Source organism: Janthinobacterium pasteuri, assembly GCF_051380775.1.
Classification (GTDB): Bacteria; Pseudomonadota; Gammaproteobacteria; order Burkholderiales; family Burkholderiaceae_D; genus Janthinobacterium.
In genome coordinates, this window is the sequence record NZ_JBNYXS010000002.1 from 132,263 (window position 1) to 154,020 (window position 21,758).

The window sequence follows — 21,758 nt, forward strand, 5'->3', positions numbered from 1 at the left end:
GGGGCAGTTGCGGAGAAATACATGATCACACTGACCGAAAAAGCGGCGAAACACATCAACCGTTATATCGAACGGCGCGGCAAGGGCATGGGCCTGCGCTTTGGCGTGCGCACCACGGGCTGCTCGGGCCTGGCCTACAAGCTCGAATATGTCGATGAAGTGGCGGCCGAAGACAGCGTCTTCGAATCGCACGGCGTGAAAGTCTTCGTCGACCCGAAAAGCCTGCCTTACATCGACGGCACGGAACTCGATTTCGCGCGCGAAGGCTTGAACGAAGGCTTCAAGTTCCACAATCCGAACGAAAAAGACGCCTGCGGCTGCGGCGAGTCCTTCAGGATTTAAACAGCTGGCAAGACCCCGGTCGGTGCGCTGTACCCATCGATTGCGGTACAGCGACCACCGACCATTATGCAAAACCACTTCGAATTATTCCAGTTGCCGGCGCAGTTCGGGCTCGACATGAGCGCGCTCGACGCGGCCTACCGCGACGTGCAGGGCAAGGTCCATCCGGACCGTTTCATCAACGCCAGCAGCGCTGAAAAGCGCGTGGCTATGCAATGGGCCACGCGCGCCAATGAAGCCTATCAAACCCTGAAAAGCCCGCAAAAGCGCGCGCAATACCTGTGCGAGCTCAATGGCGTCGATTTGCAGACGGAATCGAATACGGCCATGCCCGTCAGCTTCCTGATGCAGCAGATGGAGTGGCGCGAGGAACTGGGCGACGCCCGTGCTGGCAAGGATGCCGACGCGCTCGACGCCCTGGATCGCCAGCTGCGCGGCGAACGCAAGGCACTGCTGGCCCAGGTGGCGGCCCAGCTCGACGGGGGCGACTATGTGAATGCCGCGCAAAGCGTGCGCGCCCTGATGTTCCTCGATAAATTCGGCGAGGAAGTCCGTTTTGCATATGAATCGATGGAAGCCTGACTGGCCAAGCGCCAGTCTGGCGCGCGTCTTATAATGCGCGGCAGGCATCAGCAGCACCACGCAAAAAATTAATCGAGGCACGAATACAATGGCACTTCTGCAAATTTCCGAACCAGGCATGTCGACCGCGCCGCACCAGCACCGCCTGGCCGTCGGCATCGATCTGGGCACCACCAATTCCCTGGTCGCCACTGTCCGCAACAGCATTCCCGAGGTCCTCAACGACGAAGACGGGCGCTCCCTGCTGCCCTCCGTCGTGCGCTACCTGCCGAATGGCCACGCGAACATCGGCTACAAGGCCCTGTCCGCGCAAACCACCGACCCGAAGAACACCATCGTGTCCGTGAAGCGCTTCATGGGCCGCGGCCTGGCCGACATCGCCTACGCGGAAAATCTGCCCTACGACTTCCAGGATACGCCTGGCATGGTGCAGCTGAAAACCGTGGCCGGCGTGAAGAGCCCCGTCGAAGTGTCGGCGCAAATCCTCGCCACCCTGCGTCAGCGCGCGGAAGACTCGCTGGGTGATGACCTGGTGGGCGCCGTGATCACCGTGCCCGCCTACTTTGACGACGCGCAGCGCCAGGCCACGAAAGATGCGGCCCAGTTGGCCGGCATCAATGTCTTGCGCCTGCTGAGCGAGCCGACGGCGGCCGCCATTGCGTATGGCCTCGACAACGCCTCGGAAGGCGTGTACGCCGTGTATGACCTGGGCGGCGGCACTTTCGACATCTCGATCCTGAAACTGAGCAAGGGCGTGTTTGAAGTGCTGTCCACGGGCGGCGATTCGGCCCTGGGCGGCGACGATTTCGACCGCCGCCTGTTCTGCTGGATCAGCGAGCACGCCAAGCTGGCGCCCCTGTCGGACGAAGACACGGCGATCCTGATGGTGAAAGCGCGCGAAATCAAGGAAACGCTGTCGACCAAGTCGGAAACGATGATCGATGCGGCCCTGAACTCGGGCGAAGAGATCCACCTGCGCATCACGGCGACGGAATTTGCGGCCATGACGCAGCACCTGGTGGGCAAGACCATGAACGCCATCAAGAAAGCCTTGCGCGACGCGAACGTGGATGCGGACGACGTCGATGGCGTGGTGATGGTGGGCGGCGCCACGCGCATGCCGCACGTGCAACGCGCCGTCAGCGAATTTTTCCACACGACGCCGCACGCGAATATCGACCCCGATAAAGTGGTGGCGCTGGGCGCGGCCATCCAGGCGAACTTGCTGGCCGGCAACCGCGCCGCCGGCGACGACTGGCTGCTGCTGGACGTGATCCCGCTCTCCCTGGGCATCGAAACCATGGGCGGCCTGGTGGAAAAGATCATCCCGCGCAATTCGACGATTCCCTGCGCACGTGCGCAGGAATTCACGACCTTCAAGGATGGCCAGACGGCCCTGGCCGTGCACGTGCTGCAGGGCGAGCGCGAACTGGTGAGTGATTGCCGTTCGCTGGCGCGCTTTGAATTGCGCGGCATTCCGCCGATGGTGGCGGGCGCTGCGCGCATCCGCATCACGTATCAGGTCGATGCGGATGGCTTGCTGTCCGTCTCGGCGCGCGAACTGCGCTCGGGCGTGGAAGCGTCGATCAGCGTCAAGCCGGCCTACGGCCTGGGCGACGACGACATCGCGCGCATGCTGCAGGATTCCTACACCTCGGCCGACGTCGACATGGTGGCGCGCGCGCTGCGCGAAGAGCAGGTGGAAGCGGAACGCATCCTGCTGGCCACGCAGTCGGCCCTCGATGAAGACGGCGGCTTGCTCGACGAGGCGGAACGCGTGCTGGTGGATGGCTTGATGAACAAGGTGCGCGACGCCATCGTGCAATCGCAAAGTGGCGCCATCGACCACCAGGCCTTGAAGCTGGCGATCGAGGCGCTGGCCGACGGCACGGAGGATTTCGCCTCGCGCCGCATGGACCGCAGCGTGCGCACTGCCCTGAAGGGCAAGTCCTTGGATCAAGTCGTATAAAACTAATTGAACAGCGCGCCGCCGCGAGCATTGACTGCGGCCGCGCTCCGAATGACAGACTGAAAGAAGAAACCATGCCACAAATCGTTATCCTGCCGCACGCCAAGCTTTGCCCGGACGGCGCCGTCATCGAAGCCCCTGCCGGCAAGTCCATCTGCGACATCCTGCTGGAAAACGACATCGATATCGAGCACGCCTGCGAAAAATCGTGCGCCTGCACCACCTGCCACGTGCTGGTGCGTGAAGGCATCGAATCGCTGAACGAAGCGACGGAACTGGAAGAAGACATGCTGGACAAGGCCTGGGGCCTGGAAGCCGTGTCGCGCCTGTCGTGCCAGTCCATCGTGGCCGAGGCCGACCTCGTCGTCGAAATCCCGAAATACACGATCAACCAGGTCAGCGAAGGCAGCCACTAACATGAAATGGTCCGACATCCACGCGATCGCCGAAGCGCTGTACGACGCGCATCCGGACATCGATCCCCTGACCGTGCGTTTCACCGACCTGCATAACTGGGTGGTGGAACTGGACGGCTTCGACGATGACCACACGCGCGGCGGCGAAAAAGTGCTCGAAGCGATACAGATGGCGTGGATCGATGAAGCGCGCTAAGGGCGCGGCAGTCGCCGCCACCGCAGTCGCCGTGCCGAAAGACGTCATCACGGCCGCCAGCAACATGCCCGAGATCAAGGATGGCCAGTCGGTCGCCTTGCTGCAGGAATTGCACATCCTGACGCGCGACGGCAAGATGAACCAGGATAGCCGCCGCAAGCTCAAGCAGGTGTACCACCTGACGCAGTTCATCGAGCCGCTGCTGCGTGAAGTGCAGCTCGATCACCCCGGCGTCTCGCTGGTCGACCACGGTGCCGGCAAGTCGTATCTGGGTTTCATCCTGTACGACCTGTTCTTCAAGAATGGCAACGACGGTTCGCACATCTACGGCATCGAGACGCGCGAAGAGCTGGTGCAGCGTTCGCAAGAGCTGGCCAAAAAATTCAAGTTCCCCGGCATGTCGTTTTTGCCGCTGTCCGTGGCCGAATCGACGGAGTCGAGCTTGCTGCCGCAGCAGATCGACATCGTCACCGCCTTGCATGCCTGCAATACGGCCACCGATGATGCCATCCATTTCGCCCTGAAGAAAAAGGCGAAATTCATGGTGCTGGTGCCCTGTTGCCAGGCCGAAGTCGCTTCTGTATTGAAGAAGAACAAGGGCAAGAGCCTGGGTATGAATGTCTTGACGGAACTGTGGCGCCACCCGCTGCACACGCGAGAGTTCGGCAGCCAGATCACCAACGTGCTGCGCTGCCTGCAGCTGGAAGCGCATGGCTACCAGGTCAGCGTGACGGAACTGGTGGGCTGGGAGCATTCGATGAAGAATGAACTGATCATCGCCAGCTACAAGAACTTGCCGCGCCAGCGCCCGACCGAGCGCCTGCAGGAAGTGCTGCAGACGCTGGGCCTGGAAGAGATGGGCCACCGTTTCTTTGCCGAAGAGCTGGCCAAGGCCAGCGCGTAAGCATACGCTGTCGCACACGAGGGGAGGAGCGGGTCGGTTACAATACCGGCTTTCTCCTCCTCTTGCTTTTTGCGCCTCCCCATGACCACACCACACGAAATGCCCACCGTCCGCCTGGCCAAGCGTCTGTCTGAAGACGTGCCCTGTTCGCGCCGCGAGGCCGAGCTGTATATCGAGGGCGGCTGGGTCACGGTCGACGGCGTGCTGGTGGAAGAGTCGGGCGCGCGCGTGGCCGACAATCAAGTGGTGGTGCTGTTGCCGAACGCCACCCTGGAAGAAATGCCGCCCGTGACGATCCTGCTGCACAAACCGGCCGGGATCAACGGCGGCGTGGGTAGCGAGGGAAAACCCGCATTAAGCTGCCTGCGTCCCGAAGAAATTTTCACGCCGGAAAATGTGGCGCCCAGCTCTGTCACGCGCTTCCTCAAGCGTCATCTGATCGGCTTGACCATCACCAATCCGCTCGAGACCATGGCGTCCGGCTTGCTGGTGTTTACGCAGGATTTCCGCGTCGCCCGCAAGCTGGTCGACGAAGCGAAAACGGTGGAGCAGGAATTCATCGTGGAAGTATCGGGCGCCATCGCGGAAAACGGCCTGGCGCTGCTCAATCACGGCTTGCCTTTCAATGGCAAGCCTTTGCCGCCGATCAAGGTCAGCTGGCAAAATGAAACGCGTTTGCGCTTTGCCCTGAAAAACGTGCAGCCGGGCCAGATCGCCCATATGTGCAAGATGGTGGGGCTGGAAGTGGTCGCCATGAAGCGCTTGCGCATCGGGCGCATTTCGATGGGCGCCATGCCGTCAGGCCAGTGGCGCTACCTGCAAGGCTACGAGCGATTCTAACCCTGCGGCGCCACGATGGCGTGGCTTTCCGCAAAGCTTTTCCATAGCCTTTCGGCAATATTCAAGGCGATGGTATCGGCCTTCTCCTGCAGGGCCGGGTTGCCCATGCTCTCGGTCGTGGCGAAGAACAGGGTCAGCCAGCGGCGGAACATGCAGGGCGTGAGGTGTTCCATTTGCGCGTGCTGGGCCAGAGGCTTGCCGTGATAGCGCATGGTGCCGCGCAGCAAGCCTGACCAGAAATCGACCAGTGTTGCCAGGTGGGCATCCCAATCCTTGACCTCGGCGGCAAAGATGGGACCGAGCATGGCATCGTTGCGTGCGGCCGCATAAAAGGTGTGGACGAGATGCTTGACGTCGTCTTCGCTGCAGACTTCCTCGCGGTAGGGAGCGAAGCTTGTGTGGGGGAGGGGGGCGGTATTATTCATGGCACGCCATGATCGCAGAGGCCCCGTAGCGCTTCAATGACCCAGGTCAAGCCGCAGAAAAACTCAGGCGGCGACTTTCTTCGACTTCTTCGCGGGGGCGGGCAATTGCACGATCTGCGTGCCGGCCAGCTTGTCGTGCAGGAATTGCCCATTGCCCGTGAGCAGGGCCGTGCTAGACCAGGCCAGAATGCCCACGCCGATGGCGCCCAGGGCTGTCCAGTGCTGCAAATCGAATATATACGACACCAGCAGGGCCGGCAGCAGCCACATCCATGACAGGATGTAGCGGTACGCGGCCACGCGCAGCGGCACGTGGGCGTGGCCCGCCATTATCAGTTGCAAGCGCCACGTCTTCATGGCCAGGGTTTGCCCTTCGCGGCTCCATTGATGGATGAAATACGCGCCCATGACGAGGAAGGCCAGGCACTGGCGCATGTGTTCCGTCAGTGGCGTATGCGCGCCCTGCACGGCCAGTTCAAACAGCAGGAAGGGCAGGAACAGCACGGCCAGGGCCAGCAGTGACTCGTACACCATGGAAATCAGGCGGCGCTTGATCGTGGGATGGGAAGTGATGCTGGCGGCTGGCATGCTATTTGGCATAGTTCGGCAGTGGGGCAGGCGTGGCAGGTGGCGTGACTGGCGCGGTGGCGGGGGCTGCGGCCGGATCGGCTGGCGGAACGCTTGCCGCTGCGGGAGCGGGCGCCAGGACGGGCGCGGCGGCGACAGGCGCTGGCGTGGCGGGCGCCAGGATTGCGGCCGGCTTGCTCGTGTTGGAATTAATCGCTGGCACTTTCTCCAGCGGCTTTTTCGGCACCAGTTCCGTCGCCAGTTTTTTCTTTTGCTCTTCCGGCAATTGCTGGTACTGCTCCCATTGGGCGGATTTTTGACCAGGATCGATCTTCTTCGTGCGCGCATAATTTTCGCGCACCAGGCTGCGCTGTGCCGGCGTCAGCTTGATCCATACACGCATGCGTTCATGCACGCGGGTTTGCTCGTCGGGTGTCATGGAGGCAAAGCGGTTGGCGATATCGAGCCATTTCTGCTTGCGCAAGGCTTCCAGCTTGTTCCATTCGCCCGCCAGTGGCTGCAGGGCTTCCTGCTGCGCGCGCGACAGCTTGTTCCAGGACGGGTTGTCGCTGGCCTTGGGCGGCGTGCCGCCTTTGCCGGCCGTGCGGGGCGAGCCGGGCTTGACGGCTGGGGCAGGTGCTACGGCAGCCGCGGTCGTTGCCGCCACGGTGCTGGCGGCGGGAGGCGTCTGGTGCTGGCCCATCCATGCGGCGCCAGCCAGGGCGCAGGCACCCAGGCCGATGCCGCCAGCCAGCCAGCCTTTGCGTACGCTCAAGCGTGCCATGCTTATTGCTCGCGTTTCGTCAGGTAGGCGTTGAAGCCATGGTCCATATAGGCGGAGAGCGGCAATTCGTCGGACAGCACGGCAGCGTCGATTTCTGCCAGCTCGGCAATATGTTGTTCCTGCTCAAACTGATAGATGCCCACCATGCCGCCGACCAGCAGCAACAGCGGGATGATGACGCTCATGCGGCCCAGCCACGACAGCGGCTCGACAAACAGGCTGCTGGCGATGCCGGCGAAGACGTCTTTGCGCATGGCGACGGCGGCGGGCGCGTCCGCCTTCTTGCGCGACAGGGCCAGCTTGCGTGCCGCTGCCAGGCGATCGGTGGCCGATGCGGGCAGGTCGTCGAGTTTTTCGTTCAGTGCATGGCGCACTTTGTAAGCGAAATTGAGATCGTCGGTGTTCATAATTTTATTCCCTTGGCTTTCAGCGATTCGGCGAGCGTGTGGGTAGCTCTAGAGCAATGTGTTTTCACGCTACCTTCGGAGCAACCCATCGCTTCCGCTGTTTCAGCCACATCCATGTCCTGCCAGTAACGCATGAGGAAGGCTTCGCGTTGACGTGACGGCAGTTTTTGTACCTCTGCATCAATCAAATCAAGCATTTGCGCGCGTTCGACCTGGTCGGCCGACGATTCGGCGGCACTCGAACCCAGTTCCGATTCATAAGTGTCCAGTATGTCAAAATCCTCATGCTCGTCGCCCGAGGGTTTCATACCGGAAAACAGGCTGACCCAGGTATTGCGAACTTTTTCACGGCGGAAATAATCAAGGATGGTGTTCTGCAAGATGCGCTGGAACAACATCGGCAGTTCGGCTGCTGGCTTGTCGCCGTATTTCTCGGCCAGCTTGATCATGGCATCCTGCACGATGTCGAGTGCCGATTCTTCCTTGCGGACCGCGTAGACGGCTTGCTTGAAAGCACGCCGCTCGACATTTTCGAGAAAGTCGGATAATTCTTTGTCTGTTGCCATGCGGTATGGGGATCTTAGCGGCTGCGGGTGCGGTGGGCGAATTGGGGCGGGTATGCTTTTTGCAACCCCGTGCATGCTAGCAAAAAATGTGCGTTTCCGCAGGCTTTTTGCACGTCGTGCGAGCAAAAATGCAGCGAGGCTGACATTTTCCTTGACCATAATGGTGCAACGCGATAACGTATGGAACGCTTTGAACACCCCAAAGCCCTATGGTCAGGTCGCGACCGGCACACAAGGCCATCCGCGGCAAGACGCGCTTTCATTTGTAGGCAGTTTGTTCTAACCCGCGCCACAAGCGCGAGCGGTTCGTACAGGCGCCACAGAAACTCCGGCCAAACGAGTTGCGTTAAGCGTTGTTTTGTAAGGTATCTATGGGTGCCCAAAGAAATGTCGTGACCGCATGAAAAGGGAAGCAGGAGCACTGTCGCGCACAGCGAACTTCGTCAGGAAAGAACATCCGATCAATCTCCAATGGACCTTGAAAGGAATGTTTCATGAATACCGAAGCAGCAGCAGGACCAATTACCGGCGCAGAAATTGTCGTGCGCTGTCTGGCTGAAGAGGGCGTCGAGCACGTCTTTGGATACCCGGGCGGAGCCGTACTCTACATCTACGACGCCATCTTCCAGCAAAACAAATTCCAGCATATCCTGGTACGCCATGAGCAGGCCGCGATCCACGCCGCCGATGCCTATTCGCGCAGCTCGAACAAAGTCGGTGTCGCCATCGTGACGTCCGGTCCGGGCGTCACGAATGCCGTCACAGGCCTGTCGACCGCGTACATGGACTCGATTCCCATGGTGGTGATCTCCGGCCAGGTGCCGAGCCACGCCATCGGCCAGGATGCGTTCCAGGAATGCGACACGGTCGGCATCACCCGCCCCGTGGTCAAGCACAACTTCCTCGTCAAGGATGTCAAGGACCTGGCGGCAACGATCAAGAAAGCCTTCTTCATCGCCCGTACCGGCCGTCCGGGACCCGTGCTGGTCGATATCCCCAAGGATATCAGTATGCACAAATGCCATTTCGACTATCCGAAGGAAGTCGAGATGCGTTCCTACCGTCCCGTCGACAAGGGCCATTCGGGCCAGATCCGCAAGGCCGTGCAGCTGCTGCTGCAAGCCGAGCGCCCGATGATCTATACGGGCGGCGGCGTGATCCTGGCGAATGCGGCTCCCGAGCTGAACAAGCTGGTCGACCGCCTGGGTTTCCCGTGTACCAATACCTTGATGGGTCTGGGCGGCTACCGCGCCTCGAGCGAGCAGTATGTCGGCATGCCCGGCATGCACGGCACCTATGAAGCGAACATGGCGATGCAGAATTGCGACGTCCTGATTGCCATCGGCGCCCGTTTCGATGACCGCGTGATCGGCAACCCGAAACATTTCGCCTCGCATCCGCGCAAGATCATCCACGTGGACATCGATCCATCGTCGATTTCCAAGCGCGTGAAGGTCGACATCCCCATCGTCGGCAACGTCAAGGATGTGCTGATCGAATTCCTCGCGCAGCTCGATGCGGCCGAAGCCAAGCCGAACGTCAATGCATTGAGTAACTGGTGGAAGCAGATCGCCGAATGGCGTGGCCGCGAATGCCTGAAATACCCGACCTCCGACCTGGTCATCAAGCCGCAAGCGGTGGTCGAGAAAGTCTTCCAGCTCACCAAGGGCGACGCTTTCATCACGTCCGACGTCGGCCAGCACCAGATGTGGGCGGCGCAGTACTATGGTTTCGACAAGCCGCGCCGCTGGATCAACTCCGGCGGCCTGGGCACCATGGGTGTCGGCTTGCCGTACGCCATGGGCGTGCAGATGGCCAACCCGGACGCCACCGTCGCTTGTATTACCGGCGAAGGCTCGATCCAGATGTGCATCCAGGAGCTCGCCACGTGCAAGCAGTACCACCTGACGCCGAAGATCATCATGCTCAACAACCGTTTCCTCGGCATGGTGCGCCAGTGGCAGGAAATCGATTACGGTTCGCGCTATTCCGAGTCGTACATGGATTCGCTGCCCGACTTCGAAAAGCTGGCCGAAGCATACGGCCACGTGGGCATGAAAATTGAAAAACCGGGCGACGTTGACGGCGCCCTGAAAGAGGCGTTTGGCATGAAAGACAGGCTGGTATTCATGAACTTCATTACCGACCAGTCCGAAAACGTGTGGCCCATGGTGAAAGCCGGCAAAGGCCTGTCCGAAATGATGCTCGGTTCGGAGGATCTCTAATCATGCGCCATATTATTTCTGTCTTGCTGGAAAACGAAGCGGGCGCTCTGTCGCGCGTGGTGGGCCTGTTCTCGGCACGCGGCTACAACATCGAAACCTTGACCGTGGCGCCGACGGAAGACTCGACCCTGTCGCGCATGACCATCGTCACCAGCGGCTCGGACGACATCATCGAGCAGATCACCAAGCACTTGAACCGCCTCATCGAAGTGGTCAAGGTGGTGGACCTGACCGAAGGCCAGCATATCGAACGCGAGTTGATGCTGATCAAGGTCCGTGCCGTGGGCAAGGAGCGCGAGGAAATGAAGCGCACCGCCGATATCTTCCGTGGCCGCATCATCGATGTCACCGAAAAGACGTACACGATTGAACTGACCGGCAACAAGGTGAAGCTCGACGCGTTCATCGATTCGATCGACCGCGCCGCCATCCTGGAAACCGTCCGCACCGGTGGTTCTGGCATTGGCCGCGGCGAACGCATCCTCAAAGTATAAAAATATAAGTAGCACTACGCGGCCCTGGCGCCGCATTTAAAACAACAACGCATCATCAAATGATAGGAAATACCATGAAAGTTTTTTACGACAAAGACGCTGACCTCTCCTTGATCAAGGGTAAAAACGTTGCCATCATCGGCTACGGTTCGCAAGGCCATGCACACGCACAAAACCTGAACGATTCGGGCGTCAACGTTACCGTCGGCCTGCGCAAGGGCGGCGCTTCGTGGACCAAGGTCGAGCAAGCGGGCCTGAAAGTGGCGGAAGTCAACGACGCCGTGAAAGCAGCCGACGTCATCATGATCCTGTTGCCAGATGAAAACATCGCCCAGGTCTACAACGAAAACATCGCCCCGTTCGCCAAGCAGGGCGCCGTGCTGGCCTTCGCCCACGGCTTTAACGTGCATTACGGCCAAGTCGTGCCACGCGCCGACCTGGACGTGATCATGGTCGCGCCGAAAGCCCCGGGCCACACCGTGCGTGCCACCTACACCCAGGGCGGCGGCGTGCCCCACCTGATCGCCGTGTACCAGGACAAATCGGGCATCGCCCGCGATATCGCCCTGTCGTACGCGTCGGCCAATGGCGGCGGCCGTGCCGGCATCATCGAAACGAACTTCCGTGAAGAAACCGAAACCGATCTGTTCGGTGAGCAAGCCGTGCTGTGCGGCGGCGCCGTGGAACTGATCAAGGCTGGCTTCGAAACCCTGACGGAAGCGGGTTATGCGCCTGAAATGGCGTACTTCGAGTGCTTGCACGAACTGAAACTGATCGTCGACCTGATCTATGAAGGCGGCATCGCCAACATGAACTACTCGATCTCGAACAACGCCGAATACGGCGAATACGTGACCGGTCCTAAGGTTGTGACCTCGGCCACCAAGGATGCGATGCGTCAATGCCTGAAAGACATTCAAACGGGCGAATACGCGAAGAGCTTCATCCTGGAAAACAAGGCAGGCGCACCGACCCTGATCTCGCGCCGCCGTTTGACGTCCGAGCACCAGATCGAAGAAGTGGGCGCCAAACTTCGCGCCATGATGCCTTGGATCGCCAAGAACAAGATGGTTGACCAGTCGAAAAACTAAGCAGTATTGAGTAATTCTCAAGAAAAGCCGGCGCAAGCCGGCTTTTCTTCGTCTGAGCCGATCACGGCGGGAATATGCGTAGTTTAAAATATTTCTTTTTGCTATTATTGCCTCCTGGAATTTTTTAGGATCAGTATCGTGAATGCCGTCAATGTCTTGCGTCGCCGTCCCATCTCCCTCGGCATTATTACCTTCCTCATGTTGTGGAGTTCCGTGGTTCTCGCGCTTGATTTGCTGGCGCAGGATGCGTTGCCGACATCGCTGCGTTACACCATGTTTTGCGGCGGCATCATCAACGTGGTGGCAGCGGTCGCCATGCTCAAGAGACTCAACTGGGGCCGGCTGCTGTATGTGGGCTGGAGTGTGGCCGCTGGCGCCATCGGTTTGGCCTTCGCGCCGGACAAAGCGGCGCTGCTGCCTGGCTTGGCGGTGTTTGCCATTTTTTTATTCTTTCTTTTCCGTCCCAGCATCAATACCTATTTCCGCAGCTTGAATGCGGCGAACGATGCCTGAGCGTCGCCTTCACCCATCAATGGGCTAGACTGCAAGCCAGGTCTCCACGAGGAACCTGGCTTTTTTCTTGCGCGCACGTTTTTCGCCCGCCTCCTATATAATCCCGCCCTTCCTTTGCAGTTTCCTATGGACTGCATCTGTTTCGGTATCTGCCGACCGCAACGCGCATCACCGCTTTCGTAGCACGCCAGGCGCTAGTTTCATAGCCGCTTGCGCAAATAGAAGGACCCCCATGACTGACCGTATCACCGCCACGGCGCCCTCGCAGGCTGCTGTTAACTCTTCCATTCCCGTCCTGGCCTTGCTGGCCCTGGCCATGACGGCGTTTCTTGCCCTCCTGTCGGAAACCTTGCCGGCCGGCTTGCTGCCGCAGATTGCCCGCGACCTCGGCATTTCCGAAGTCATGACGGGCCAGTTGGTGACCGTGTACGCCATCGGCTCGATCCTGACGGCGATTCCCCTGACGGCGCTCACCAGCACCTGGCGCCGGCGCAATGTATTGCTGCTGGCCATCATCGGCTTCTTGATTTTCAATACGGCGACGGCCCTGGCGCCCAACTATGCCGTCGCCCTGGTCTCGCGCTTCGTGACAGGCATGGCCGCCGGGCTTGCCTGGGGCTTGATGGCAGGCTACGCGCGCCGCATGGTGCGTCCCGAGCAGCAGGGCAGGGCGATGGCCATCGCCATGATCGGCACGCCACTGGCCCTGTCGCTGGGTGTGCCGTTGGGCACCCTGATGGGCGGCGTGCTGGGCTGGCGCAGCATCTTCGGCATCATGTCCGGCCTGGCCGTGGTGCTGGTCGCCTGGGTGTTGCTGGTCGTGCCCGATTATCCGGGGCAAAAGAATGGCGAACGCCTGTCGATACGCCAGGTGTTCGTGACGCCGGGCGTGCGGCCGATTCTGTTTGTTATCGTCGCCTGGATGCTGGCCCATAACATTCTGTATACCTATATCGCGCCGTTCCTGGCGCCGTCCGGCTTGCGCCCCCGCGTCGACCTGGTGCTGCTCGTGTATGGCGTGGGTTCGCTGGCCGGCATCTGGCTGGTCAGCCAGCTGATCGACCGCTGGCTGCGCCCGCTCGTGCTGGGCTGCATCGCCGCCTTTGCCCTGGTGGTGGTCGCGCTGGGACTGGCGATGGACTCACCGGCCGTGATCTATATCAGCATGGCCATCTGGGGCATCACCTTCGGCGGCGCCGGCACCTTGCTGCAGACGGCGTCAGCGGACGCGGCCGGTGACGGCATGGATGTGGCGCAAGCGATGGTGGCGACCATCTGGAACGTGGCCATCGCGGGCGGCGGCCTGGTTGGCGGCATGCTGCTCGACGGCTATGGCGCGGCGTCCTTCCCGTGGGCCATGCTGGCCTTGCTGCTGGTGGCGCTGGCTATCGCCTGGCGCGCGCACCGTTACAGTTTCAAGCCGGGCCGGCGCAGCGGTGGCGCGGTGGTGGGTCACTAATAACATTGTTATTTTGAATGACAGTGTGTTGAAATGTGAGCAGATGTGACTGGCCAGCACATTTTGTGACGATTTGTTAATTTGCGCCACGGGAATGAACGAGGCGTTAGAATCTACACAGTTTGACAAGTTTCTCAGGTGAAAGGGAGGCAAAAGCCTCCCTTTCGCGGGCTGTCAGCCACATTAACTATCGAGGAGTACCCCATGACCGTGATGAAATCCGTCCTTGTTGCCGCCGCAGCCACCGTTGCCCTGAGCGCACAAGCCCAATCTTTGCCGACTTCCGGCACCCTGGTGGTCGTCCCCGCGTTTGGCGAAGTCAAGCATGTCAATGACCAGGTGGTCGCTACCCTGGCCATCGAAGAACAGGACAAGGACAAGGCCGCCGCCGCGTCGCGAGTCAACCAGAAGATGAATAAGGGCATCGCCATCGTCAAGCAGGCTGACCCGTCTGCGGCACTCAAATCGTATGGCTATTACACCTATCCCGTGTATCCGGAAGAGCGTCCGCTGCCAGCCGGCGCCGTCGCCAAGCCGCGTTTGCCAACGGCCTGGAGAGTGGGCCAGTACCTGGAAGTGACGACGGCCAATCTGGCGTCCTTGCCAAAAACCGTGTCGGCTGCGCAAGGCGTGCTGACCCTGAATGGCTTGAATTTCGGCCTGAAGCCGGAAACCATCCGCTTGCTGGACGACCAGCGCATCGCCGCCACGTACAAGAACCTCAATGAGCGCGTGGCCGCCATCGCCAAGGCCATGGGCCGCAACGTCTCCGACGCCGTGCTTGATACGGTGGACTTTGAAGGTTCGGGCAACTATGCCAACGAAAGCCGTCCTGCCGCCGCACCGATGATGATGCGCAGCGCCAAGATGGCCGAAGATAGCACCGTTGCCGAGCCGAGCTTCGAGCCAGGCGAAACCACCCTCGACATGCGTGTCGTCGGCAAGGTCAAGTTCAAATAAGCGCGCCAGTGCGGAAATGTTTTCGCACTAGCATGTTTTAAAACGATCATGGGGCTGCTGGCCCCATGCTCGTTTTTGCCCCATTATTTCCAGGAGAACACCATGACCGTCATGAAATCGCTGCTGGCAGCTGCCATCGCTACCGTTACCCTGTCCGCCCAGGCGCAAACCTTGCCCACCTCCGGCACCCTCGTGGTGGTGCCCGCGAATGGCGAAGTGGTGCATGCGAACGACCAGGTGACCGTCACCCTGGCCATCGAAGAGCAGGACAAGGACAAGGCCGCCGCCGCCTCGCGCGTGAACCAGAAGATGAACCAGGGTGCGGCCATCGTCAAGAAAGCCGATCCGCAAGCCGTGTTGAAAACCCAGGGCTACTACACGTATGCCGTGTACCCGGAAACGGCGCCCTTGCCGCCAGGCGTCGTCGCCAAGCCACGCGTACCGACGGGCTGGAGGGTGGGTCAGTACTTGCAGGTGACGACGACCAACCTTGCCGCCTTGCCGAAAACAGTTTCCGCAGCACAAGGCTTGCTGACGCTGAACCGCCTCAATTTTGGCCTGGCCCCCGCCACCATCCGCAAGCTCGACGATCAGCGCATCGCCGCCGCCTACAAGAACCTGAATGAGCGCGTGACCGCCATCGCCGGCGCCATGGGCCGCAATGTCAATGATGCCGTGATCGATACCATCGATTTCGAAGGTTCGGGCAACTACGCGCAGCGCCCCATCATGGCAGGGGCACGCGCCATGAACGCCGACGCCATGGGCTATGGCGGCAACCAGGTGGCCGAACCGAGCTTCGAGGCGGGCGAAACGACCCTGAACATGGGCCTGGTGGCGAAGATCCGCTTCAAATAAAGATGGAATCGGCGTCAATATTGTCAGCTTGATGCCGCCGCGCTTTTCTTTGGCGGTAGCTCCTCTATAATGGCAAGACCGGCAGGCGCATGCCGCGAGACGAATGCGCCTGCCATCTGGCACCGAATCCCCCGTAGTACACAAGATATGGAACAACATGGCAAACTTCCCCCGTCGTAGAGGCAAGAACGGCACCCCCGCAGCATCCAAAGCGTCCCGCTTCAGCAAATTCGTGCGCCAGCCGGTGACCGATGGCACTGGCAAGAAAACCTTGCGCCGCCGCGGCATCTATCTATTGCCGAATGCCTTCACGACGGCAGCCCTGTTCTGCGGTTTCTACGCCATCGTCATGGCCATGAACCAGAAATTCGAACACGCGGCCTGGGCCATCTTCATCGCCATGATCCTCGATGGCCTGGATGGTCGCATTGCGCGCCTGACGAATACGCAAAGCGAATTCGGCGCCCAGTACGACAGCCTGTCCGACATGGTGTCGTTTGGCGCCGCGCCGGCGCTGGTGATCTATGAATGGTCGCTGCGCGGCATGGGCAAACTGGGCTGGCTGGCCGCCTTCGTGTATTGCGCCGGCGCCGCCTTGCGACTGGCCCGCTTCAACACAAACATTGCCGTAGTCGACAAGCGCTTCTTCCAGGGCTTGCCCAGCCCGGCGGCGGCGGCCATGGTGGCCGGCTTCATCCTGCTGATGAATGACCTGGAATTTGCCGGTAACCAGCTGGCCTGGGTATCGTGGACGATCGCCCTTTTCTCCGGCCTGACCATGGTCACGAACGTGCCGTTCTACAGTTTCAAGGATGTGAATTTCCGCAAGTCCGTGCCCTTCATCGTGGTATTCCTGCTGGCATTGTTCTTTGCGCTTATTTCCATCGACCCGCCGAAAGTGCTGTTCCCGATTTTCGTCGCTTATGGCCTGTCCGGCTACGCCGTGTTTTTCTGGCGCATGGCGAAGGGCAAGCCCGTCAGCATCATCCAGACCGACCCCGAGCATTGATGCGCTGAGTCGGTAGCGTCGCCAGTCTTCAGCCAGCCAGGAGCAGCCATGAACACCAGCAACCGACTCATCATTTTTGACACCACCTTGCGCGACGGCGAGCAATCGCCGGGCGCTTCCATGACGCGCGAGGAAAAGCTGCGCATCGCCAAGCAGCTCGAACGCATGAAGGTCGACGTGATCGAGGCGGGTTTCGCTGCCGCCTCGCAGGGCGACTTCGAGTCGATACGGGCGATTGCGGGCGCCGTGCGCGAGTCCACCATCTGCTCGCTGTCGCGCGCCAACGACCGCGATATCGCGCGCGCCGCCGAAGCCCTGGCGCCAGCCGAGCGCAAGCGCATCCACACTTTCATTGCCACTTCGCCCCTGCACATGCAGATGAAGCTGCGCATGACGCCCGAGGAAGTCTTGCTGCAGGCGCAGAACGCCGTGCGCTACGCGCGCCAGTTCACCGATGACATCGAATTCAGCCCCGAAGACGGCAGCCGCTCCGACGAGGATTTTTTGTGCCGCGTGCTGGAAGCGGTGATCGCCGAGGGTGCCACCACCATCAATTTCCCCGATACGGTGGGCTACGCCGTGCCTGAAATCTTCGGCGCTACCATCAAGCGTTTGCGCGAACGCATACCGAATGCGGATAAAGCCATCTGGTCCGTGCATTGTCATAACGACCTGGGCCTGGCGGTTGCCAATTCGCTGGCCGGCGTCATGATAGGCGGCGCGCGGCAGATCGAATGCACGGTCAACGGCCTCGGCGAGCGGGCCGGCAACACGGCGCTGGAAGAAGTGGTGATGGCGCTGCGCACGCGTGCTGCCTATTACAACTTGACGGTGGGCATCGACACGACGCAAATCGTGGCGGCATCAAAAATGGTGTCGCAAATCACGGGCTTTGCCGTGCAGCCGAACAAGGCCGTCGTGGGCGCGAACGCCTTTGCGCACGCGTCCGGTATCCACCAGGACGGCATATTAAAAGCGCGCGAGACGTATGAAATCATGCGCGCCGAAGACGTGGGCTGGGCGGCCAACAAGATTGTTCTCGGCAAGCTGTCGGGCCGCAATGCCTTCAAGCAGCGGCTGCACGAGCTGGGCATCGCGCTGGAATCGGAGGCGGAAGTCAACGCCGCCTTCCTGCGCTTCAAGGAGTTGGCCGACCGGAAGTCCGAGATTTTCGACGAAGACATCATGGCCCTCGTCAGCGAAGAGCAGCAGGCGCAGGAGAGTGAGCACTACCGTTTCATTTCCCTGGCGCAGCAGTCGACGACGGGTGCCGTGCCCCATGCGCGCGTGGAGTTTCTCGTCGGCGGCGTGCAGCGCAGCTGCGAAGGGCAGGGCGACGGCCCCGTCGACGCGACCGTCAACGCCATCGAAAGCGCGGCCGCCAGCGGCGCGGAGCTGGTCTTGTTCTCCGTCAACGCCATCAGCACGGGCACGCAGTCGCAGGGCGAAGTGACGATGCGTTTGTCGCGCGACGGACGCATCGTCAACGGCGTGGGCTTTGATTCGGACATCATCGTCGCCTCGGCCAAGGCGTATTTGTCGGCATTAAATAAACTGCACGCCAAGGATGAGCGTATCGACCCGCAACCTTAGGAAGGACGCCTGATTAAACCTACTGCGCGTCGATATAGGTGGCCTGCGATGCTCACCGTACTAGAGTACGGTTGCGCTTCTTAGCCACCTCTCTCTTCCGCTCGCTACGGTTTTATCAGGCGTTGTTGCGCAGGTAATGAATCAGTGGAAGGAGCGCCGCTCTTCCTTGGCCGGATCGGGGCCGTTCATCATCATGCGCACGATGCCGTCGTGGTCGAAGTGCACGTGCATCATGGAATCCCACACGCCCGATTCCTTGTAGCGGTAAGACCAGACGTGTAGTTTCGGCAGCGACAGATACGATGTTTCCGTCGGGCGACCCAGCAGGTGCAGTACATCCTGCTGGGTCGACAAGCCCACCTTGACCCGGGCAAAGCCTGGCGTGTCGAGCACTTGTTCGTAGGAAATCAACTTGCCGTCGGGGCCGAAGCGTGCCATGTAGGTGTACTGGCCGTACGGCCCCGTGGCGTATTCCAGTTCCGGACCCGTGGCCAGTTGGTAAATGTTGCTCGGCCGGCCCAGGCGCGCTTCCACGGCGGCGCGCGGTTCGCCCGCTTGCGGCGGCGGGGTGTTCCAGCTGGCGCAGCCGGCCAGCACGGCAAGCAGCATAGCTGTTGCTAATTTGAGCAGTTTTTTCATGTTTGTCCTCCTGAAATGCAGGAAAATCCTATCATGCGCCGAGAAAAGCCCGCACGGCAGGATACAGGCGGGCTTTTTTCCGATATACTTGCGCGTCTGGTTGGAAGCATAGGCCAGTATTTTAATAATCGTAGTTCACGGTGGATAGGGTTCAGACTCTGTGCACCGCATGTGAAAGGTTTATCATGACAGTAGAAAACATCAACAAAGCCGCTATCATCGCGGACAACGCACGTGGTCAAAACGACACCGGCTCCCCTGAAGTGCAAGTTGCACTGCTGACAGCTCGCATCAACGAACTGAACGGCCACTTCAAAGCCCACTCGAAAGATCACCACTCCCGCCGCGGCCTGATCATGATGGTCAACCGTCGTAAGAGCCTGTTGTCCTACCTGAAGGCTAAAGACGCTACCCGTTATCGCGACCTGATCGCTAAACTTGGTCTGCGCAAGTAATTTTTGCCGTACAAGGTTTATACAGAAATGCCTGCGCCAGTTCGCTGACGCGGGCATTTTGTCATTTGAATTCCGGATTTATGTCTGTAAGTAAAGTATTCTCTTACCGATATCATGTTTTAAAAGTAAAGTAGTAAAGGCGGCAACGGTTTTTCCACCGCCTGTGGTGAGGTGAACGACAGCCCCTGAAAATCTGTCGGCAATTAGAAAAGGGATACCCCATGTTTAACAAAGTTACGAAAACCTTCCAGTACGGTCAACACCAAGTGACCCTGGAAACCGGCGAAATCGCGCGTCAGGCATCCGGCGCAGTGCTGGTGTCGATCGAAGATACCGTCGTTCTGGCAACGGTGGTGGCACGCAAAGATGCCAAGCCAGGCCAGGATTTCTTCCCTTTGACGGTTGATTATGTAGAAAAAACCTATGCTGCCGGTAAAATCCCGGGCGGTTTTTTCAAGCGCGAAGGCCGTCCTTCCGAAAAAGAAACACTGACATCGCGTTTGATCGACCGTCCTATCCGTCCGCTGTTCCCGGAAGGCTACCTGAATGAAGTGCAAGTCATCATTCACGTGTTGTCGGTCAACCCTGAAATCGATCCGGACATCGCCGCCATGATCGGCGCATCGGCTGCCCTGTGCGTATCGGGCGTGCCTTTCAGCGGCCCGATCGGCGCTGCGCGCGTCGGTTACGCGAATGGCCAGTACATCCTGAACCCGACCGTCCAGCAGCTGAAAACGTCGGAAATGGACCTGGTTGTCGCTGGTACCGAAACGGCCGTGCTGATGGTCGAATCGGAAGCGAAACAGCTGTCCGAAGAAATCATGCTGGGCGCTGTGGTCTTCGGCCACGACCAGATGAAAGTCGTCATCGACGCGATTCACGACCTGGTGCGTGACGGCGGCAAGCCGGAAGTGGAATGGGCGCCTGCGCCGAAAAACGAAGCACTGATCGCCCGCGTCGCGCATTTCGCCAACGCCAAGATCAATGATGCGTATCAAACCAAGGACAAGCAAGAGCGTACGGCCAAGCTGAAAGCGGCGACGTCGGAAGTGATCGCAGACCTGTCGGCTGAAGCGGCTGCCAACGGCGGCGCAGCGATCGACAGCGCGGAAGTGAACAACATCCTGTTCGACATCGAAGCGAAAATCGTGCGTACGCAAATCCTGGACGGCGAGCCACGCATCGACGGCCGCGACACGCGCACCGTGCGTCCGATCTCGATCCGCACCAGCGTGCTGCCACGCACCCACGGTTCGGCCCTGTTCACGCGCGGCGAAACGCAAGCGCTGGTCGTGGCAACTTTGGGCACCGCCCGCGACAGCCAGAAGATCGACGCGCTGATGGGCGAGTTCACCGATTCGTTCATGCTGCATTACAACATGCCTCCGTTCGCCACCGGCGAAACGGGCCGCGTCGGTACGCCTAAACGCCGCGAAATCGGCCACGGCCGCCTGGCCAAGCGCGCGCTGATCGCCGCCCTGCCAGCAGCTGAAGAGTTCAGCTACTCGGTGCGCCTGGTATCGGAAATCACGGAATCGAACGGTTCCTCGTCGATGGCTTCCGTCTGCGGCGGCTGCCTGGCACTGATGGACGCCGGCGTGCCAATGAAAGAACACGTGGCCGGTATCGCCATGGGCCTGATCAAGGAAGGCGGCAAGTTTGCCGTGCTGTCCGACATCCTGGGCGACGAAGATCACCTGGGCGACATGGACTTCAAGGTTGCCGGTACCCGCAACGGTATCACGGCGCTGCAGATGGACATCAAGATCATGGGCATCACCAAGGAAATCATGCAAGTGGCACTGGCGCAAGCCAAGGAAGGCCGCGAGCACATCCTGGGCGAAATGCAAAAAGCCATGCCGCACGTCAAAACCGAACTGTCCGATTTCGCACCGCGTCTGATCACCATCAAGATCAACCCGGAAAAAATCCGTGACGTGATCGGCAAGGGCGGCGCCGTGATTCGCGCGCTGACCGAAGAGACGGGCACCCAGATCGACATCAGCGACGAAGGCGTGGTCACCATCGCTTCCGTTGACGCGCAAGCCGGCCAGGAAGCCAAGCGCCGCATCGAAGAATTGACCGCTTCCGTTGAAGTGGGCAAGACCTACGAAGGCACCGTGCTGAAACTGCTGGACTTCGGCGCCATCGTGCAAGTCATGCCAGGCAAAGACGGCTTGCTGCACATCAGCCAGATCGCCAACGAGCGCGTCAACGCCGTGGCCGACTACCTGAAAGAAGGCCAGCTGGTCCGCGTCAAAGTGCTGGAAACGGACGACCGTGGTCGTCTGAAACTGTCGATGAAAGCTGCTGAAGGCAACGAAGCGCCAGCCGCTTAACGTTGTCTAAGTTCGACTGACTGCGGCCTCGGCCGCATGCTCAACAACCGCCAGCGCGCAAGCCCTGGCGGTTTTTTTTGCGCCGCGTTTGTGCTGGATCAAGGTAGATGCCGCTTTGCGCATCG

Annotated in this window: 24 protein-coding genes; 18 read left to right on the top strand and 6 right to left on the bottom strand. The window is 60.2% G+C overall.

Going from position 1 to position 21,758, the window contains the following annotated elements:
* The first annotated feature begins 21 nt into the window (after window positions 1-21).
* The 7 genes from iscA (at window position 22) to ACQ4WN_RS03005 (ending at window position 5,249) form a co-directional block, all read left to right on the top strand.
* Complete coding sequence (iscA, locus tag ACQ4WN_RS02975; protein ID WP_010399774.1) at window positions 22-342, top strand: iron-sulfur cluster assembly protein IscA; 321 nt, start codon at window positions 22-24, stop codon at window positions 340-342.
* A gap of 66 nt (window positions 343-408) precedes the next feature.
* Window positions 409-924 carry a Fe-S protein assembly co-chaperone HscB gene (gene hscB, locus ACQ4WN_RS02980; protein ID WP_436550199.1) on the top strand — a complete coding sequence of 172 codons (516 nt, stop codon included), beginning with the start codon at window positions 409-411 and terminating at the stop codon, window positions 922-924.
* 88 nt (window positions 925-1,012) lie between these two features.
* Window positions 1,013-2,893: a Fe-S protein assembly chaperone HscA gene (hscA, locus tag ACQ4WN_RS02985; protein ID WP_436550200.1), complete on the top strand. Its 1,881-nt coding sequence runs from the start codon at window positions 1,013-1,015 to the stop codon at window positions 2,891-2,893.
* 74 nt (window positions 2,894-2,967) lie between these two features.
* Window positions 2,968-3,309, top strand: coding sequence for an ISC system 2Fe-2S type ferredoxin (fdx, locus tag ACQ4WN_RS02990; protein ID WP_034750070.1), 342 nt, complete (start codon window positions 2,968-2,970; stop codon window positions 3,307-3,309).
* A 1-nt stretch (window position 3,310) separates the two neighbouring features.
* Window positions 3,311-3,505 (top strand): Fe-S cluster assembly protein IscX, encoded by a 195-nt coding sequence (gene iscX / locus ACQ4WN_RS02995; RefSeq protein ID WP_071076333.1) that lies wholly within the window; start codon window positions 3,311-3,313, stop codon window positions 3,503-3,505.
* Window positions 3,492-4,409, top strand: a complete 918-nt coding sequence (locus ACQ4WN_RS03000; protein ID WP_436550201.1) for a class I SAM-dependent methyltransferase — start codon at window positions 3,492-3,494, stop codon at window positions 4,407-4,409. The genes iscX and ACQ4WN_RS03000 overlap by 14 nt, the downstream gene beginning before the upstream one ends.
* An 81-nt stretch (window positions 4,410-4,490) precedes the next feature.
* A complete protein-coding gene (locus ACQ4WN_RS03005; RefSeq protein ID WP_436550202.1) occupies window positions 4,491-5,249 on the top strand; it encodes an rRNA pseudouridine synthase in 759 nt (252 codons plus the stop codon).
* On the opposite strand, the gene ACQ4WN_RS03010 is transcribed toward ACQ4WN_RS03005, so the two are convergent.
* From ACQ4WN_RS03010 to ACQ4WN_RS03030, 5 genes are all read right to left on the bottom strand, one after another.
* Window positions 5,246-5,674 carry a group III truncated hemoglobin gene (locus tag ACQ4WN_RS03010; RefSeq protein WP_436550203.1) on the bottom strand — a complete coding sequence of 143 codons (429 nt, stop codon included), beginning with the start codon at window positions 5,672-5,674 and terminating at the stop codon, window positions 5,246-5,248. The two genes, ACQ4WN_RS03005 and ACQ4WN_RS03010, sit on opposite strands and share 4 nt — an antisense overlap.
* A 63-nt stretch (window positions 5,675-5,737) precedes the next feature.
* A complete protein-coding gene (locus ACQ4WN_RS03015) occupies window positions 5,738-6,262 on the bottom strand; it encodes an RDD family protein (RefSeq protein WP_436550204.1) in 525 nt (174 codons plus the stop codon).
* Window position 6,263: 1 nt separating this feature from the next.
* Window positions 6,264-7,025 carry a DUF3106 domain-containing protein gene (locus tag ACQ4WN_RS03020; RefSeq protein WP_436550205.1) on the bottom strand — a complete coding sequence of 254 codons (762 nt, stop codon included), beginning with the start codon at window positions 7,023-7,025 and terminating at the stop codon, window positions 6,264-6,266.
* 2 nt (window positions 7,026-7,027) lie between these two features.
* On the bottom strand, window positions 7,028-7,432 hold the full coding sequence (locus tag ACQ4WN_RS03025; RefSeq protein ID WP_436550206.1) for a DUF3619 family protein: 405 nt from the start codon (window positions 7,430-7,432) through the stop codon (window positions 7,028-7,030).
* Window positions 7,429-7,998, bottom strand: a complete 570-nt coding sequence (locus tag ACQ4WN_RS03030; protein ID WP_436550207.1) for an RNA polymerase sigma factor — start codon at window positions 7,996-7,998, stop codon at window positions 7,429-7,431. The genes ACQ4WN_RS03025 and ACQ4WN_RS03030 overlap by 4 nt, the downstream gene beginning before the upstream one ends.
* A 494-nt stretch (window positions 7,999-8,492) precedes the next feature.
* On the opposite strand from ACQ4WN_RS03030, the gene ACQ4WN_RS03035 reads away from it, so the two are divergent.
* The 9 genes from ACQ4WN_RS03035 (at window position 8,493) to ACQ4WN_RS03075 (ending at window position 18,200) form a co-directional block, all read left to right on the top strand.
* Window positions 8,493-10,223 (top strand): acetolactate synthase 3 catalytic subunit, encoded by a 1,731-nt coding sequence (locus ACQ4WN_RS03035; protein WP_436550208.1) that lies wholly within the window; start codon window positions 8,493-8,495, stop codon window positions 10,221-10,223.
* Between the two features lie 2 nt (window positions 10,224-10,225).
* A complete protein-coding gene (ilvN, locus tag ACQ4WN_RS03040; protein ID WP_010399754.1) occupies window positions 10,226-10,717 on the top strand; it encodes an acetolactate synthase small subunit in 492 nt (163 codons plus the stop codon).
* 74 nt (window positions 10,718-10,791) lie between these two features.
* Entirely contained in the window at window positions 10,792-11,808 is a 1,017-nt protein-coding gene (gene ilvC, locus ACQ4WN_RS03045; protein ID WP_034750044.1) for a ketol-acid reductoisomerase, read from the top strand.
* A gap of 138 nt (window positions 11,809-11,946) precedes the next feature.
* Window positions 11,947-12,321, top strand: coding sequence for a hypothetical protein (locus ACQ4WN_RS03050; RefSeq protein ID WP_436550209.1), 375 nt, complete (start codon window positions 11,947-11,949; stop codon window positions 12,319-12,321).
* A gap of 232 nt (window positions 12,322-12,553) precedes the next feature.
* A complete protein-coding gene (locus ACQ4WN_RS03055; RefSeq protein WP_436550210.1) occupies window positions 12,554-13,780 on the top strand; it encodes an MFS transporter in 1,227 nt (408 codons plus the stop codon).
* Window positions 13,781-13,984: 204 nt separating this feature from the next.
* A complete protein-coding gene (locus ACQ4WN_RS03060) occupies window positions 13,985-14,740 on the top strand; it encodes an SIMPL domain-containing protein (RefSeq protein WP_436550211.1) in 756 nt (251 codons plus the stop codon).
* 102 nt (window positions 14,741-14,842) lie between these two features.
* Window positions 14,843-15,598, top strand: a complete 756-nt coding sequence (locus tag ACQ4WN_RS03065) for an SIMPL domain-containing protein (RefSeq protein WP_436550212.1) — start codon at window positions 14,843-14,845, stop codon at window positions 15,596-15,598.
* Between the two features lie 157 nt (window positions 15,599-15,755).
* Complete coding sequence (pssA, locus tag ACQ4WN_RS03070; RefSeq protein WP_086136413.1) at window positions 15,756-16,607, top strand: CDP-diacylglycerol--serine O-phosphatidyltransferase; 852 nt, start codon at window positions 15,756-15,758, stop codon at window positions 16,605-16,607.
* Between the two features lie 48 nt (window positions 16,608-16,655).
* Window positions 16,656-18,200 carry a 2-isopropylmalate synthase gene (locus ACQ4WN_RS03075; RefSeq protein WP_436550213.1) on the top strand — a complete coding sequence of 515 codons (1,545 nt, stop codon included), beginning with the start codon at window positions 16,656-16,658 and terminating at the stop codon, window positions 18,198-18,200.
* 141 nt (window positions 18,201-18,341) lie between these two features.
* Here ACQ4WN_RS03075 and bamE read toward each other — a convergent pair whose 3' ends face one another.
* Window positions 18,342-18,839, bottom strand: a complete 498-nt coding sequence (bamE, locus tag ACQ4WN_RS03080) for an outer membrane protein assembly factor BamE domain-containing protein (RefSeq protein ID WP_436550214.1) — start codon at window positions 18,837-18,839, stop codon at window positions 18,342-18,344.
* Between the two features lie 185 nt (window positions 18,840-19,024).
* Between bamE and rpsO the strand changes: the two genes are divergently transcribed.
* Both rpsO and pnp read left to right on the top strand, forming a co-directional pair.
* On the top strand, window positions 19,025-19,294 hold the full coding sequence (rpsO, locus tag ACQ4WN_RS03085; protein WP_010399743.1) for a 30S ribosomal protein S15: 270 nt from the start codon (window positions 19,025-19,027) through the stop codon (window positions 19,292-19,294).
* 221 nt (window positions 19,295-19,515) lie between these two features.
* Window positions 19,516-21,633 (top strand): polyribonucleotide nucleotidyltransferase, encoded by a 2,118-nt coding sequence (gene pnp, locus ACQ4WN_RS03090; RefSeq protein WP_436550215.1) that lies wholly within the window; start codon window positions 19,516-19,518, stop codon window positions 21,631-21,633.
* The last annotated feature ends 125 nt before the right edge of the window (window positions 21,634-21,758 follow it).

Excerpts from the sequence above, each read along its gene's own strand:
- ilvC (WP_034750044.1), top strand. The coding sequence starts at position 10,792 with ATGAAAGTTTTTTACGACAAAGACGCTGACCTCTCCTTGATCAAGGGT.
- fdx (WP_034750070.1), top strand. The coding sequence starts at position 2,968 with ATGCCACAAATCGTTATCCTGCCGCACGCCAAGCTTTGCCCGGACGGC.
- ACQ4WN_RS03020 (WP_436550205.1), bottom strand. The coding sequence starts at position 7,025 with ATGGCACGCTTGAGCGTACGCAAAGGCTGGCTGGCTGGCGGCATCGGC.
- ACQ4WN_RS03065 (WP_436550212.1), top strand. The coding sequence starts at position 14,843 with ATGACCGTCATGAAATCGCTGCTGGCAGCTGCCATCGCTACCGTTACC.
- rpsO (WP_010399743.1), top strand. The coding sequence starts at position 19,025 with ATGACAGTAGAAAACATCAACAAAGCCGCTATCATCGCGGACAACGCA.
- ACQ4WN_RS03025 (WP_436550206.1), bottom strand. The coding sequence starts at position 7,432 with ATGAACACCGACGATCTCAATTTCGCTTACAAAGTGCGCCATGCACTG.
- hscA (WP_436550200.1), top strand. The coding sequence starts at position 1,013 with ATGGCACTTCTGCAAATTTCCGAACCAGGCATGTCGACCGCGCCGCAC.
- ACQ4WN_RS03005 (WP_436550202.1), top strand. The coding sequence starts at position 4,491 with ATGACCACACCACACGAAATGCCCACCGTCCGCCTGGCCAAGCGTCTG.
- iscA (WP_010399774.1), top strand. The coding sequence starts at position 22 with ATGATCACACTGACCGAAAAAGCGGCGAAACACATCAACCGTTATATC.
- ACQ4WN_RS03035 (WP_436550208.1), top strand. The coding sequence starts at position 8,493 with ATGAATACCGAAGCAGCAGCAGGACCAATTACCGGCGCAGAAATTGTC.
- ACQ4WN_RS03075 (WP_436550213.1), top strand. The coding sequence starts at position 16,656 with ATGAACACCAGCAACCGACTCATCATTTTTGACACCACCTTGCGCGAC.
- ACQ4WN_RS03015 (WP_436550204.1), bottom strand. The coding sequence starts at position 6,262 with ATGCCAGCCGCCAGCATCACTTCCCATCCCACGATCAAGCGCCGCCTG.
- bamE (WP_436550214.1), bottom strand. The coding sequence starts at position 18,839 with ATGAAAAAACTGCTCAAATTAGCAACAGCTATGCTGCTTGCCGTGCTG.
- ilvN (WP_010399754.1), top strand. The coding sequence starts at position 10,226 with ATGCGCCATATTATTTCTGTCTTGCTGGAAAACGAAGCGGGCGCTCTG.
- ACQ4WN_RS03000 (WP_436550201.1), top strand. The coding sequence starts at position 3,492 with ATGAAGCGCGCTAAGGGCGCGGCAGTCGCCGCCACCGCAGTCGCCGTG.
- pssA (WP_086136413.1), top strand. The coding sequence starts at position 15,756 with ATGGCAAACTTCCCCCGTCGTAGAGGCAAGAACGGCACCCCCGCAGCA.
- ACQ4WN_RS03010 (WP_436550203.1), bottom strand. The coding sequence starts at position 5,674 with ATGAATAATACCGCCCCCCTCCCCCACACAAGCTTCGCTCCCTACCGC.
- ACQ4WN_RS03030 (WP_436550207.1), bottom strand. The coding sequence starts at position 7,998 with ATGGCAACAGACAAAGAATTATCCGACTTTCTCGAAAATGTCGAGCGG.
- ACQ4WN_RS03060 (WP_436550211.1), top strand. The coding sequence starts at position 13,985 with ATGACCGTGATGAAATCCGTCCTTGTTGCCGCCGCAGCCACCGTTGCC.
- ACQ4WN_RS03055 (WP_436550210.1), top strand. The coding sequence starts at position 12,554 with ATGACTGACCGTATCACCGCCACGGCGCCCTCGCAGGCTGCTGTTAAC.
- pnp (WP_436550215.1), top strand. The coding sequence starts at position 19,516 with ATGTTTAACAAAGTTACGAAAACCTTCCAGTACGGTCAACACCAAGTG.
- iscX (WP_071076333.1), top strand. The coding sequence starts at position 3,311 with ATGAAATGGTCCGACATCCACGCGATCGCCGAAGCGCTGTACGACGCG.
- hscB (WP_436550199.1), top strand. The coding sequence starts at position 409 with ATGCAAAACCACTTCGAATTATTCCAGTTGCCGGCGCAGTTCGGGCTC.